General features: G+C 73.4%; 12 protein-coding genes and 1 pseudogene. 5 read left to right on the top strand and 8 right to left on the bottom strand.

Annotated features, from left to right (window positions below):
* Position 1 precedes the first annotated feature (1 nt).
* A complete protein-coding gene (locus RLT58_RS33945; protein ID WP_399131732.1) occupies positions 2-1,585 on the bottom strand; it encodes an FMN-binding glutamate synthase family protein in 1,584 nt (527 codons plus the stop codon).
* A 238-nt stretch (positions 1,586-1,823) separates the two neighbouring features.
* Between RLT58_RS33945 and RLT58_RS33940 the strand changes: the two genes are divergently transcribed.
* A complete protein-coding gene (locus RLT58_RS33940) occupies positions 1,824-2,177 on the top strand; it encodes a PRC-barrel domain-containing protein (protein WP_311314198.1) in 354 nt (117 codons plus the stop codon).
* A gap of 48 nt (positions 2,178-2,225) precedes the next feature.
* Here RLT58_RS33940 and RLT58_RS36175 read toward each other — a convergent pair.
* The 5 genes and pseudogenes from RLT58_RS36175 to RLT58_RS33915 all read right to left on the bottom strand — a co-directional run.
* A pseudogene (locus tag RLT58_RS36175) lies at positions 2,226-2,312 on the bottom strand (hypothetical protein); the annotation flags it as partial.
* Positions 2,313-2,390: 78 nt separating this feature from the next.
* Positions 2,391-3,008: a TOPRIM nucleotidyl transferase/hydrolase domain-containing protein gene (locus tag RLT58_RS33930; RefSeq protein ID WP_311314197.1), complete on the bottom strand. Its 618-nt coding sequence runs from the start codon at positions 3,006-3,008 to the stop codon at positions 2,391-2,393.
* A 4-nt stretch (positions 3,009-3,012) separates the two neighbouring features.
* The gene (locus RLT58_RS33925; protein ID WP_311314196.1) at positions 3,013-4,491 is read right to left on the bottom strand and encodes an MFS transporter; all 1,479 of its coding nucleotides are present in this window, start codon (positions 4,489-4,491) and stop codon (positions 3,013-3,015) included.
* Entirely contained in the window at positions 4,488-5,135 is a 648-nt protein-coding gene (locus RLT58_RS33920) for a TetR/AcrR family transcriptional regulator (protein WP_311314195.1), read from the bottom strand. Before RLT58_RS33920 ends, RLT58_RS33925 begins: the two co-directional genes overlap by 4 nt.
* 48 nt (positions 5,136-5,183) lie before the next feature.
* Positions 5,184-7,265, bottom strand: coding sequence for an FUSC family protein (locus RLT58_RS33915; RefSeq protein ID WP_311314194.1), 2,082 nt, complete (start codon positions 7,263-7,265; stop codon positions 5,184-5,186).
* 280 nt (positions 7,266-7,545) lie between these two features.
* Here RLT58_RS33915 and RLT58_RS33910 point away from each other — a divergent pair, with 280 nt between their 5' ends.
* Positions 7,546-7,932, top strand: a complete 387-nt coding sequence (locus RLT58_RS33910; RefSeq protein ID WP_311314193.1) for a VOC family protein — start codon at positions 7,546-7,548, stop codon at positions 7,930-7,932.
* Between the two features lie 66 nt (positions 7,933-7,998).
* Positions 7,999-8,790, top strand: coding sequence for a uracil-DNA glycosylase (locus RLT58_RS33905; RefSeq protein ID WP_311314730.1), 792 nt, complete (start codon positions 7,999-8,001; stop codon positions 8,788-8,790).
* Here the strand turns inward: RLT58_RS33905 and RLT58_RS33900 are convergent.
* Both RLT58_RS33900 and RLT58_RS33895 read right to left on the bottom strand, forming a co-directional pair.
* Entirely contained in the window at positions 8,771-9,559 is a 789-nt protein-coding gene (locus RLT58_RS33900; protein WP_311314192.1) for a VOC family protein, read from the bottom strand. The two genes, RLT58_RS33905 and RLT58_RS33900, sit on opposite strands and share 20 nt — an antisense overlap.
* Positions 9,560-9,792: 233 nt before the next feature.
* On the bottom strand, positions 9,793-10,776 hold the full coding sequence (locus RLT58_RS33895; RefSeq protein ID WP_311314191.1) for an LLM class flavin-dependent oxidoreductase: 984 nt from the start codon (positions 10,774-10,776) through the stop codon (positions 9,793-9,795).
* 86 nt (positions 10,777-10,862) lie between these two features.
* Here RLT58_RS33895 and RLT58_RS33890 point away from each other — a divergent pair, with 86 nt between their 5' ends.
* A complete protein-coding gene (locus tag RLT58_RS33890; RefSeq protein WP_311314190.1) occupies positions 10,863-11,648 on the top strand; it encodes an MmyB family transcriptional regulator in 786 nt (261 codons plus the stop codon).
* Positions 11,649-11,653: 5 nt separating this feature from the next.
* A complete protein-coding gene (locus RLT58_RS33885; protein ID WP_311314189.1) occupies positions 11,654-13,108 on the top strand; it encodes a hypothetical protein in 1,455 nt (484 codons plus the stop codon).
* Positions 13,109-13,111 lie beyond the last annotated feature (3 nt).

Genomic DNA, 13,111 nt, shown 5'->3' with positions numbered 1-13,111 from the left:
GTCAGACGGTGAAGTGGTCGGGGTCGGCGGCTTCCCAGTCGGCGGCCCACGACGGGGGCGGCCCGGTGAGCAACTGGCCCGGGGCGAGCCACTCGTACATCTCCTCGAAGGAGCGCAGGCTCTGGGGTGTGGTGCGCCGGCGGAGCATGTGGGGGCGCAGTCGGTCCGGGTGTGTGACGCCCATGGACGCCATGATCTGCAGGGCGCTGTCCACAGTGGCCTGCTGGAACCGCTGGACGCGCACCGACTTGTCGGCGACGTTCAGGGCGCGGGCGCGCCGGGGGTCCTGGGTGGTGACGCCGGTGGGGCACTTGTTGGTGTGGCAGCGCTGGGCCTGGATGCACCCGACGGCGAACATCATCGCCCGGGCCGAGTTGGCGTAGTCGGCGCCCTGCAGGAGGCGCTTCACCAGGTCGGCGCCGGTGGCGACCTTGCCGCTCACCCCGATCTTGACCCGGTCGCGCAGCCCGGTGCCGACCAGGGCGTTGTGCACCGTGAGCAGCCCCTCGGTGAGCGGCATCCCGACGTGGTCGGCGAACTCCAGGGGCGCGGCGCCGGTGCCGCCCTCGGCCCCGTCCACGATGATGAAGTCCGGTGCCGTTCCTTCCTCCGCCATGGCCTTGCACACGGCGAGGAACTGCTGCCGGGAGCCCACGCACAGCTTGAATCCCGCAGGCTTGCCGCCCGCCAGGTCCCGCATCCGGGCGACGAACCGGACCAGTTCGCGCGGGGTGGAGAACACCTGGTGGTACGGGGGCGAGACGACGGTCCGCCCTTCGGGCACGCCGCGCACGGCGGCGATCTCCGCGTTGACCTTCGACCCCGGCAGCACACCGCCGATGCCCGGCTTCGCGCCCTGCGACAGCTTGAGCGACACGCACTTCACCTGCTCGCGTGCCGCCCCCTCGGCGAACTTGTCGGCGTCGAAGCCGCCGTCCTCGGTCCGGCAGCCGAAGTAGCCGGTGCCGATCTCCCAGACGAGGTCGCCGCCGGGCCGCAGGTGGTAGTCGGAGATACCGCCCTCGCCGGTGTCCTGGGCGAACCTCCCGCCCGCCGCACCGGTGTTGAGGGCGAGGACCGCATTCGACGAGAGCGAGCCGAAGCTCATCGCGGACACGTTCAGAAGTGCCATGTCGTACGGCCGCGTGCAGTCGGGGCCGCCGATACGGACCCGGGGCGGAATGTCGGGAACCGGGCAGGGCGCCATCGAGGGCACGAGGAATTCATGTCCGGTGCGGTAGACATCCCGCTCGGTGCCGAACGGCTCCTCGGCGTCCGTACCCTTCGCGCGTTGGTACACGATGCTGCGCACATCCCGGTCGAAGGGGCGGCCGTCGAAGTTCCGCTCCACGAAATACTGCTGAAGTTCCGGGCGCACGGCCTCCATGAGAAAACGGGCGTGCCCGATCACGGGATAGTTGCGCAGGACCGTGTGGTGCCGCTGCGTCAGATCCCGTACGCCCAGCAGGCCCAGGGCCGCGAGCAGCGCTGCGGCGATCCACCACCACGGCGACACCCACACCGTCAGACCCGCGCCGACCAGGGCCGCGAGCAGAGCCAGAGTTACCGAACCGATTCGTATCACCCCCGACGGATTGCCCGGACCGGGCGGCTCACACCGTCGGCCCGCCCCAAGAGAGTCCCAAGGAATGTTCATGTGTAGCGGCCCGGATGCAGGGCAGCCGACTTTCTGAGAGGGCGTCGCCGATTCGATATCGGGACAGGCCCTCATCGAATTCCACGAGCGAATATGTGGAACAGCGAATAGTCTGCAAGTTTTTTCGTGCAGTCGCTGAACGTGCAGTCGATGAAGGAGTCAATTCATGAGTGACAACATCTGGGGCTACGAGCCGACCGTCGGCCACACCGCGGGCACTGATCTGACCGGGTTCAAGGTCGAGGCGACCGACGGGAGCATCGGCAAGGTCGACAAGCACTCGGACGATGTCAACTCCTCGTACCTCGTGGTGGACACCGGTGTGTGGATCTTCGGCAAGCACGTCCTGCTGCCGGCCGGCACCGTACGCGCCATCGACACGGCCGACCGGAAGATATTCGTCGACCTCACCAAGGACCAGATCAAGGACTCCCCGGAGTTCGACAAGGACAAGCACGTCGGTGACGCCGGGTACCACGACCGGGTCGGCGGCTACTACCGGGGCCACCGCCGCAGCTGATCCCCTGCCGGTCTCCTCGGAGACCTCCCGGATCACCGCGTCGAGCGGATCCTCGGCATGCTGGACCCTCCCGCCCGGGAGGGTCCAGTTTCCTGTGACTTGGTGGGGGGCAGCACCCGCCCGTCGTCGATGCACACGGCGTACGCCGCCGGCCGGGTGCTCGTCCCCGCACTCTCCCACCGAACCGGCGTGAAGCGCACCGCACCCGGGCGGTCAGAGAGCGGCGAGCAGCCCGTCGAGCGAGGCGGGGACGCGGTCGGGGGCGAGGGCCTCGACAAGGACGCTGCCGTAGCGGATCTTGCGCCCCTTCTTCGTGCCGAAGAAGCGCCGGAACTGCTGCTGGGCCGAGCGGCCGCGCTGGGCGGGCTGGTTCAGAAAGGTCTTCAGCGCGCGCAGGTCGCCCTCCGACGCGATCAGTTCCTCCACCCGGCTCGTGCCCAGGGCCCGGATGAGTTCGTCCTCCAGATCCGCCGCGCAGACGAAGATGTCCTGCTGCACCGCGCCCGCCCGCTCGAATCCGCGGGCGTAGTAGCCGCGTTCCCGCACGTCGCAGAGTCCCGTGAGGCGCAGGCCCAGGCCGGTGGGTCCCAGAAGTTCGGCGTAGCGTCCGACGCTCATCGCACCGCCCATCGACAGGACGCAGACACCTTCGGCCTCCAGGTCGCGTCCCCGGGCTGCGGCGAGCGCGTCAACTGCCGCGAAGTCGCTGGGTCCTTCGAGCAGGACGGCCGTCCGCACGGACAGCGCCCCGGCCAGTTCGCGAGCGGGGTCGCCCAGACCTCCGGCCGCCCAGGCGGTGACCGCCTCCCGGAACGCCCTCATGTCAGCCATGCGGTCATTCTCCGCGTTTCCCTGCGGCCCCGGTAGGCAATATCCGCGAGCGGCCCCGGCGCGGTGCCGGTGCCCGCGCCGGTGCCCGCGTCTGCGCCGGGGCCGGTGGCCGAGTCCGTGTCCGTGTCGGCAGCAGCAGGGCGGGCAGCAGTCCGAGCGCGGCTAGGGCCGCGAGGACCAGCAGGGCCCGGCCCGTCGCCTGGCCGGCGGTGTGCGGCACGCCCGTGGCCGGGTTCAGGGTCATCATGCTCGCGGCGACGGCGATCCCGAGGGTCGGACCGACGTTCATGGCGGTCTGTTTGATTCCGCCGACGACACCGGCGAATCCGGATGGCGCGTCCCCCACGACGGTCCCGGTGGTGGTGACCATGACGGCGGTGAACCCCGCGCCGAGCACGGCGAAGCCCACTCCGGTCATCACCCACGGGCTGTCCGGGCCGAGCCGGGACAGCCCCGCGACGGCGAGGACGACGAGGCTCTGTCCCGCGACGGCGACCCGGCGCGGGCCGTACCCGCGCAGCGCCGCGGCGGCGACCGGTGCCCCGAGGACCATCAGCACGGTCATCGGCAGGACACGCAGGCCGCTGGCGAGCGGGCTGAGCCCCAGGCCGTCCTGGAGGAGGAACGTGGTCACGAACAGCGCGCCGAACATCCCGCCCGTGGTGGCCAGCAGCATGGCCATCGAGGCCATCACCGGTACCGAACGCGCCACGGCGGGCGGCACGATGGGGCTCGTGCCGCGCCGTTGGTGCACCGCGAGCCCGGCCCCCAGCGCCACGGCCAGTGCGAGCCCCAGCAGCGTGCGGGGCGTGGCCCAGCCGTGCGCCGGTACGCCGGCCAGGGTGTGCACCAGGACCGCGAGGGTGCCGGCGAGCAGGACCGTACCGACGAGGTCGAACCGCCCCGGACCGCTTCGCGAGACCTTCGGCGTCCGGACCGCGAGCGTGAGCGCGGCGATGGCGATCGCCGCCGGAACATTGATCAGGAACACGGCACGCCAGCCCAGATGCGCGACGAGGACGCCCCCGAGCAGCGGGCCGCTGCCCGCCGCCACCCCGATCGCGCCGGTCCGCACGGCGACCGCCGCACCGAGCCGCTCGGCCGGGTACACCAGTCTCAGCAGCGCGAGTGTCGCCGGTTGCAGGAGCGCGCCGAACACGCCCTGCGCCGCGCGCAGTCCGATCACCCAGCCGATCCCGGGCGCGAGGGCGATGCCCGCCGAGGCCGCCCCGAAGCCGAGCACACCGAGGAACAGCAGCCGCTTGTGCCCGTACCGGTCCCCCAGGCCTCCGGCCACGACGAGGGAAGCGGCCACCGCGAGGAGGTAGGCGGTACTGGTCCACTGGACCTGCGCCACGTCGGCCCCGAGGTCGCGCCGCAGATCGGGCTGGGCCACCAGGAGCACCGTGCCGTCGAGCGCGACGATCATCGCACCGGCCACACTCACCAGCAGCGCGACGCGTGGCCGTACGGCTGCGCTCATGCCGTCACCGGGCCGAGGTGGGCGTCCAGCACCGCCACGACCAGCCGGTCGAGCCGCTCGTCGTCGGAGATGTCGCCCGGGAGCGAGGCACCCAGGGCGAGTTGCAGACTGCCCCACGCCCACAGCTGGGCGACGCCGTGCAGGTTGACCCAGAGCGCTGCGGCCGTCACGGCCGCCGGCGCGGTGTCGCCCGCGGTACGGGGCGCGGGCGCGTTCTCCGCCCGGTCACCGTCGACGAGTTCGACGAGGCGGCCGAGCAGCGGGAGCGTGGACTCGCGCAGCCGTGGCCCGTCCGAGGCGTGCGCCTCGCTGTCGAGCAGGTCGTGCCGGAACATCAGCTCGAACATGCCCCGGTGCTCCAGCGCGTAGCGGAGGTAGGTGCGCGCGAGCGCCCGCAGCCGGTCCCTGGGTGATGCGGCCCCTTCCACCGCCGCCTCGAAGCGGGCGCCGAGGCAGGCGAATCCCCGGTGCGCGATGGCGGAGAGCAGCGCGTGGTGCGTGGGGAAGTAGCGGCGCGGCGCCCCGTGCGACACGCCCGCGCGGCGGGCGATCTCGCGGAGCCCGAGCGATGTGGACCCGTCGGTCATGACGAGGTCCACGCCGACATCGATCAGTCGTTCCCGGAGTGAGCTCTCACGTTCCATAGACAGTGTCTACCAGTCAGAGGTAGACACTGTCTACAGCGTCTCTCGTCACCGGACCGGTTCACTCGGCCCACTCACCGAGGCGTCGATCCGGGCCAGTTGGCGGCCGAGGCTCGTCATCCAGACCTCCAGGTCGACGGAGAGGGCGGTCGGCAGACAGCCGTCCGGTGCGGGCGCCGGAGGCCGTGCGGGCGCGGGCCGGCCGCCGTCCAGGACGGCGGCGATCCGGTGCGCCTCCGTCTCCAGGTCCGTCGCGGCGGCGGACGCCCAGTCCCCGGCCGGCCCCGGCGGGCCGGTGCCGGGGCGCAGGCCGAAGCGGGGCAGCCGGTGGGCGCCGAGGATCATGTGGCTCGTGACGATGAGCACCGCGTGCCAGTCGGTGCCGGTTCCTTCCGGCGCGGCGGTGGTCTCGCTGCGGTACTGGGCGTACGCCGCCTCCGCGAGGCGCAGCCGGTGCAGGCTCGGCAGAGTGGGCACCGGGGTCTGCGCGTCGGGCGAGGGGCGGGCCAGCGCCTGGGCGGTGGGCGGCACCAGCCCGCCGCAGGAGCGGAGCAGGTCGGCCATGGTGCGGCGGACCTCGCGCCCGGCGCCGGCCGGCCAGGCGAGGAGCCCGCAGAGCAGACCGATCACGCTGCCGGTGACGACATCGATCATCCGCGCCTCCGACAACCGCCAGGTGACGGGTGCGATCTGGGCGAACGCGGTGGCCACGACCAGGGTGAACATGCCCTGGGCGCAGGCGATCCCCAGCAGCGGCCCCAGGGAGAACGCCATCAGCATCGCGGGGGCGAGGAGGGCGGCGTACACGTCGGTGTGCGGGCCGAGGCCGGTCAGGAGTGCGCCTGCCGCGAGGGCGCCGACCGCGTTGCCGGCCACGGCCCGGCGCACCGCCTGCCAGGTCGCGCCCACCGTCGTGCGCCCGAGGGTCAGCACCACCAGCAGCACCCAGAAGCCGTGGGCCAGGTCGAGGGAGCCGGCCACCAGCCGGGCGGCCGCGAGTCCCAGGGCGGTGCGCACCGCGTTCTGGAAGAGCACCGACCGGAGGGTGATGTTGCCGGATACCCGCCGGGCCCACAGCCGGGGTGTGGGCAGCTCCGCGTACCAGAACTGATCGCTCGGGGCCGCCGGGCCGACGGGCCTGCCGTGCGCGGTGATGTCCGCGGTCACCTCGACGATCCGGGCCGACTCGGCCAGGGCCAGCACCAGCGACTGCCGTCTCAGCACACCGATCGGCGGTACGTGGCCGGGCGGCCCGGACAGCATGCGTACGCGCTCTTCCTGGAAGCCCCGCATCGCCTCTTCCAGCGTCCCGGCCACCGGTGCCTGCTTCCCGGTCCGCAGGAAACGGGCACAGGCGGTGCACACCTCGGCAACCTGGCCGAGAAGCGCGCCGGACGCCGGGTCGACGGCTTGCGGCGGCCCTTCGGCGAGGGTGGCCAGCTGGTCCAGCAGCCGGCGTACCGCGCGCCCCGCCTGGTCCAGCGCGCGGTCCGTCCGGCCCGCGCCCGCCGGCCGTTCCGCGGGCGGCAGGGCCGACAGCCGCAGCCGGGCGCCGGTCGCGCGCAGCGTCGCGGCGGACACCCGGCCTGGCGAGTCCACCGCCTCCGCCGCCGCGCCGAGCGCGGCGGCCAGCCGTTCCCGGTAGGACGGGGTCGCCGGATCGGGCAGCAGGAACTCGCAGGCCACGAGGAGCCCGATGCCGACGGTCAGCCCCAGGAGACGGTGCCCGAGCGTGGAGGGGGCGTACGGCGGGAAGCAGGCGAGGATGTAGAAGAGCTGGAGACCCGGCCCCGCCCCTGCCGGCCGGGGGCCCGCGATCGCCGCGAAGGCCAGCAGGAATCCGACGACGAGCATGCCGCCGACGGCCGCCCAGGTGTCGACGGCGAGCAGCGTTCCCAACGACGCCAGCGCGAGCGCCGGGGGAAGGGCGCGCAGCATGACGGAGGCCCTTTGCCGGCCGGAACCCGGGATGGCGGAGAGCAGGCCGAGGGCGATGGGCGCGAAGAGGGCGTAGAGAGCGGAGACCGGCTGCCCGGCGGCGTAGAGCAGCGGGTAGAACCCGGCGCCGGCGGCGGCCGCCACCCGGACCGCCTTGCGCAGGACGACCGCCCGCTCCGGACCGCCGGTCACCCGGACGCTCCGCCCTCGGCAGGCGGCGCCCCCTGCCCCGGCAGCGGTCGTGCGCACATCCCGCACACTCCCCTTCCGTCACCGCAGCCGCACGCACACCGGCGCACCGCCGGCCGCGCATGCCTCCTGCCGCCATTGTCGGACAGCACGCACGGACCCGCGCGCGGTGCCCACGGGGCCTGGGCACCACGGGGAACGGGCCGCCCTGTGGCAGCATCGGGTGCTGTCGGCCGGCCGTCGGCCGCGCCGCCGACACCGGCCCGATTCAACGGAGCAGTCCATGCGAATCCATCTGTCCAGCGTGTTCGTCGACGACCAGGACAAGGCCCTCGGCTTCTATACGGACGTCCTGGGCTTCGTGAAGAAGGCCGAGGTCCCGCTGGGCGCGGACCGATGGCTCACGGTGGTCTCGCCGGACGATCCCGACGGCACCGAACTGCTGCTGGAGCCCGACGGCCACCCCGCCGTCAGGCCGTACAGGACGGCGCTGGTCAAGGACGGCATCCCGGCCGCCTCCTTCGCCGTGGACGACGTACAGGCCGAGTTCGAACGACTGCGTGGGCTCGGGGTGCGCTTCACCCAGGAGCCGCTGGTGACGGGACCCGTGACCACGGCGGTCCTGGACGACACCTGCGGCAACCTGATCCAGATCGTGCACAGCGCCTAGCGGCGGCCCGCCTCCCCCGCGCGAGGAGAGCGACCGCACCGCACCTACCGTGAGAGCGGGTTGACGATGTCCGACGCCGACGACTACCCGGCCCGGAGTGCCGGCGGGGCCCGCACGACGACCGAGCTGGACGCGCGGCTGGTACGGTGCCGCGCCTGCTCGCGCCTCGTGGCGTGGCGGGAGGAGACGGCTCGCGCCAGGCGTCCCGCGTTCCGGGACTGGGAGTACTGGGGGCGCCCGGTGCCCGGGTACGGACCGGCGGACGCCGCGATGGTGATCACGGGACTCGCGCCCGCCGCGCACGGCGCCAACCGGACCGGCCGGATGTTCACCGGCGACCGGGCCGGCGATCTGCTGTACGCGACCCTGCACGAGCTCGGACTCGCCTCCCGGGCCGCGGTGACCCGCCCGGGCGACGGGCTGGAGCTGTACGGGGTGCGGGTCACCGCTCCGGTGCACTGCGCGCCGCCCGCCAACCGCCCCACACCCGGCGAGCGGGACACCTGCCGTCCCTGGCTCGTCCGGGAGTTGCAGTTGCTGCGCCCCGGCGTGCGTACCGTCGTCGCGCTGGGCGGTTTCGGCTGGCAGGCCGTGCTGCCGGCCCTGGGGCGGTCCGGCTGGACCGTGCCCCGGCCCCGGCCGGTGTTCGGCCACGGCGCACGGGTGCCGCTGGCCCCGGCGGACGGGACTCCGGGACCGGTGACGCTGTTCGGCTGCTACCACGTCAGCCAGCGCAATGTGTTCACCGGCCGGCTCACCCCGGCGATGCTGCGGGAGGTCCTGGCCGAGGCCGCCCACGCCGCCGGCCTTCCCGTCGAACGGCCGGGTCCGGCAGATGTCACGGCTCCCGGCGGGTGAGCGTGAACAGACCCCCGTCCGGGTCCTGCAAGGTCCGTGAGTACCCCTTCGGTGCCCAGGACGCGGCGGACGACTCGGGCCGGCCCGCACCGTGCGCGACCGCGGCGGCGACGGCCCGCTCGACGTCGTCGACGGCGAAGTTCACGAGCCAGCGCGGGCGCAGGTGCCGGTGCTCCGACGTCTGCACGCCGCCGCCGCGCAACGAGAGAGCCACCCGTCCGCCGTGTTCGACGAGGACGTGGTCGTCCCGGTGGACGATGTCGATGCCCGGCTCCACGGCCCAGCCGAAGACCTCCCCGTAGAACACCGCCGCGTCGAACACGTCACGGGTCTGGAGATCGAGGCGTGCGGGGGCGCTGCCCTGCCCCACCGACCAGGCCAGCGCGGGGCCCTCCCAGAATCCGAAGGCCGCCCCGTCCCGGTCGGCGGCCAGCCCGGCCCGCCCCTCGCCCAGGGCCACCGGCCCCACCGCCAGCGTGGCACCCCGCTCCTGGATCCGGGCGGCCGTCACATCGGCGTCCCGGACCGCGAAGTACGGCGTCCAGACCGAGTCCGGGGCGAGCCCGGGCCGCCGGGCCCCGATGCCCGCGACCGGCGCGCCGCCCGACGACGCCACGAGGAACTCGCCGCCGAGCGCACTCGCGCGGAACTCCCAGCCGAGCACCGCCGCGTAGAAGGCCCGGGCGGCGGACAGGTCGCCGACCATCAGGTTGACCCAGCACGGGACACCCGGCGCCGGGTCCACATGCTCCGCACCAGACGCGGCCATCAGCTCTCCTCCACCCGCCACTGTTCCCATGGTCCGACAACGCACCCGGGCTGGCATGAGCCGGGACGCGGCGGCCGGACCGGTACGGACGACGCCCGCGTCCGCAGGCCCCGCCCGCCGCAGCGAAACCTATCGCCGGGGCGGCCGCCGCCCGGTATGCCGCCCGGTGCGTCCCGGCGGCCTTGGGCCAATGGAGCAACGGCCGCCTCGTTCCCGGCCGGAGCGGACGGGGCTCACCGCCCGGACGCCGGGGGGAGCGCTTCCGCCGTGGCCGCCGCTGCCCGCAGGCCGGGGAGGAGGCCGGCGATGCGCTCGATCTGGTCGTGCTGTCCATGGAGGTCGAGGGCGGCGGGGCGCAGGACGAGGTGCCGGGCACCGGCCTCGACGTACCGGCTGAGGCGGTGCAGGACCTGAGGTGCCGAACCGGCGACGACGGCCTGGATCTTCTCCAGTTCGTCCAGCGGCATGCCGTAGACGGCGCGCGCGTAGTCGTCGAGCGCGCGCCGGGCGTTCTCGGGACGGTCGTCGACCTGCACCGACACGAACAGGGCCGGTGTGACGGCGGAGGCCGGACGCCCTGTCTCCGCCGCCGTCCTGCGGATGTCGCCCAGGCCGGACGCGTACGTGGCGGGGTCGGGCGGGTACGGGAGCCAGCCGTCGTACAGCCGGCCGGTACGGGCGAGGGCGGCGGGGGTCGCACCGCCGAGCCAGACCGGCGGACCGCCCGCGCGGAAGGGCCGGGTCGCGGGCGGGAGGTCGTCGAACCGGAGGATCTCGCCGTGGAAGTGGGTGGCGCCGCTCCACAGCCCGCGCCAGAGCGCGACGGTCTCGTCGAGGCGGGCGAAGCGGCGTTCCCACGGCAGTTCGGACAGGGTGTAGAAGGGCCGCCCGAAGCGGCCGGGGAAGCCGGCCCCGACCGCCACGGCCAGCCGGCCGCCCGACAGCAGGTCGATCGAGGCGAGGGACTGCGCGGCCTGGACCGGCCGCCGCAGGAACGCCAGGAGCGCACCGGTTCCCAGCGTCACGCGTTCCGTGGCGGGCGCGAGGGCGGCCAGCATCGTGAGTGCCTCGATGCGCGGGCTGATGAGGGAGTCGTTGACGAACAGCGAGGAGAACCCCCGGCGTTCGGCCCGGACGCCGAGGGCGACCAGGTCCCGGGGATCCCCGTCGGTGCCCCACTGGGCCTTTCCGGTGGGAAGAAGTACGCCGATGTCCATGTCGCGGATGCTTCCGCCGGGCGGGGACAGGGGCAATTCCCTCCGGGGAATGGCCGGGCCCGCTCCCGTGCCGGTACAACAGGCGCGTGGACTTCCCGACCGCGCTCCGCGAGCGCCGTACCGGCCGCCGTCTCAGCCAGCTCGATCTGGCGCTGCGGGCCGGTACCACCCAGCGGCATCTGAGCTTCCTCGAGTCCGGCAGGTCCGCTCCCGGGCGGAATCTGGTCGCGCGTCTTGCGGAGTCTCTGGAGCTGCCCCTGCGGGAGCGCAACGAGCTGATGCTGGCGGCCGGATACGTGCCGGCGTATCCGGAGAGCGCGTTCGACGGCCCGGACCTGGCTCCGGTGCGCACGGCCATCGGCCACGTACTCGACGGTCATCTCCCCTATCCGGCGCTGGTCGTGGACCGGAACGGGGATCTGGTCGCGGCCAACGAGGCGCTTGCCGTGATCACCGAGGGCGCGGCGCCCGAGCTTGTCGGCCTGGGGAAGAACGTCTACCGCCTCGCCCTGCACCCGGACGGCCTGGCGCCCCGCATCCGCAACCTCGGCGCGTGGGCCCACCACATCCTGGCGCGGCTGGCCGACCGGGACGTCTTGCGCGCCGAACTCGCCTCCTACGTACCCGGGCCGGACCGGTCGGCCTCGGCGGCACTCGGCTTCGCGGTGCCCCTCCAGCTGGAGACGTCGTACGGCGAACTGCGGCTGATGACGACCGTGACGACGTTCGCCACGGCGGTCGACGTCACACTGGCCGAACTGAAGCTGGAGGCGTTCCTCCCGGCGGACGCGGCCACGGCCGAGGCGTTGCGCACGGCCGCCGGTACGGGCTCCTCCGGGCCGGAACTTCCGACGGTGGAGGGAGCGTCGTAAGGATCATGACCGACCTCGACATCCCACACCTCGACGAACTCGCCCCGTTCTGGGACGAGATCCGGGAGGACTACCAGGACTCCCGCAACGACCGGTACGACCAGGCGGTGCGGGACTGCGTCGCCCTGCTCGCCGCCGACCCCGGTGGCGCTTCGGCCCCGATATGGACGCTCGGGCTGGTCCTCATGGCCCCCTACCTGACCTGGCTGCCGGGCGAGGGTCTCGTGTCCCCGGCCATGGCTGCGCTGGAGGCCACCGACACGGCGCTGCGGGACCGGCCCTGCGCTCACACGTCCCATCCGTATCTGCGTCACGACAGCGAGGGCGACGAGTACCTGGCCGAGCAGGTGGTGGCGCTCGCCGACGACACCGCGGAATGGGAGGAGGACCGGCCGCGGGACGAATGGCTCTGCCCGCGCAACGTGGCCGGCTTCGCCCGCATAGCGAGGGACATCATCGAGCCGGGGTCGGCCGACGCCATCCCGCCCCGTCTGCCGATGGAGGCCGCGGGCAGGATCGACACCCTCGCGGCGCTGCTGCACGGCTACCCGAAGCCGTGGACCGACATCGACGACGAGATCTCCTCCCAGGCGAGGAACCTCTCGCTCGCCGAACCGGAGGACCGCGCCGGACACCTCATGGTCGTCAGGGCCGTCGCCTGGTACGCGGTGTCCGGGATGGTACGGACGAAGTCGGTCCTCGACGACCTCGTCGAGGCCCTGGAGGAGGCGCTGCCGCACTTCGCCGGCGCCGAGTGCGGCCATGCGTGGCACCCGGCTCTGCCGGCCACCGGCCCGGCTGCCGCAGAGCTCGGCATCATGCTGAGCAGCCGTGGCGGGCGGGGGGTGTACGAGGGGACGCGCGAGGAGGACGAAGCCTCGCTGGAGCACGTGACATGCCCGGTCCTCATGGCGGAGACCGGCGAGGAGTCGCTGAAGCTGCTGCGCGAGCGGCGCGAACTGCTCTTCGGGGACCGCGACACCTCGCACGCCGACGCCGAGTATCTGCGGGCGGACGGGCGGCTCGACATCGAGAAGATCACGGAACGGCTGGACGACAAGAGCTGGAACGAGCCGTACGCCGACGACCTGGGCCTGTGGGCCGCCCGCCGGTACGAGGGGGCCGACGCGCGCGAGCGTCCGGTGCTGCTCCTGACCGCCTGGCAGGCGACGAAGATCTCGTACCCCGACCCGCCGGCCTCGGTGGTCCGCGACATCCTCGCGACCCTGCGCGCCGTGGCCGCCGCGCCCCGCCCGGAGCGGTGCGGACACGAGGACGAGCACCCGGCGCTGCGGTACGGCGAGTTCCGGGCCGGTCTGCCGCACTTCTACGCGCCGCAGGAGTACCCGCCGGCCGGCGAGCCGCTCAGCGCGGAGTCGTGGATGTGCCCGAGGTTCGCCGGGACGGTCGCCGAGGAGGGCCTGCGCGCGCTGGAGCGTCTGGCGGCCAAGGACGGCTGAGAA

The sequence above is a fragment of the Streptomyces sp. ITFR-16 genome, from assembly GCF_031844705.1.
In the GTDB taxonomy this organism is placed as follows: Bacteria; Actinomycetota; Actinomycetes; order Streptomycetales; family Streptomycetaceae; genus Streptomyces.
This window is presented reverse-complemented; position numbering and strand designations above follow the sequence as displayed.

Bases quoted from the DNA above. Each gene is read 5' to 3' on its own strand.
- RLT58_RS33905 (WP_311314730.1), top strand. From the start codon at position 7,999: ATGTCCGACGCCGACGACTACCCGGCCCGGAGTGCCGGCGGGGCCCGC.
- RLT58_RS33900 (WP_311314192.1), bottom strand. From the start codon at position 9,559: ATGGCCGCGTCTGGTGCGGAGCATGTGGACCCGGCGCCGGGTGTCCCG.
- RLT58_RS33895 (WP_311314191.1), bottom strand. From the start codon at position 10,776: ATGGACATCGGCGTACTTCTTCCCACCGGAAAGGCCCAGTGGGGCACC.
- RLT58_RS33910 (WP_311314193.1), top strand. From the start codon at position 7,546: ATGCGAATCCATCTGTCCAGCGTGTTCGTCGACGACCAGGACAAGGCC.
- RLT58_RS33885 (WP_311314189.1), top strand. From the start codon at position 11,654: ATGACCGACCTCGACATCCCACACCTCGACGAACTCGCCCCGTTCTGG.
- RLT58_RS33940 (WP_311314198.1), top strand. From the start codon at position 1,824: ATGAGTGACAACATCTGGGGCTACGAGCCGACCGTCGGCCACACCGCG.
- RLT58_RS33925 (WP_311314196.1), bottom strand. From the start codon at position 4,491: ATGAGCGCAGCCGTACGGCCACGCGTCGCGCTGCTGGTGAGTGTGGCC.
- RLT58_RS33920 (WP_311314195.1), bottom strand. From the start codon at position 5,135: ATGGAACGTGAGAGCTCACTCCGGGAACGACTGATCGATGTCGGCGTG.
- RLT58_RS33930 (WP_311314197.1), bottom strand. From the start codon at position 3,008: ATGGCTGACATGAGGGCGTTCCGGGAGGCGGTCACCGCCTGGGCGGCC.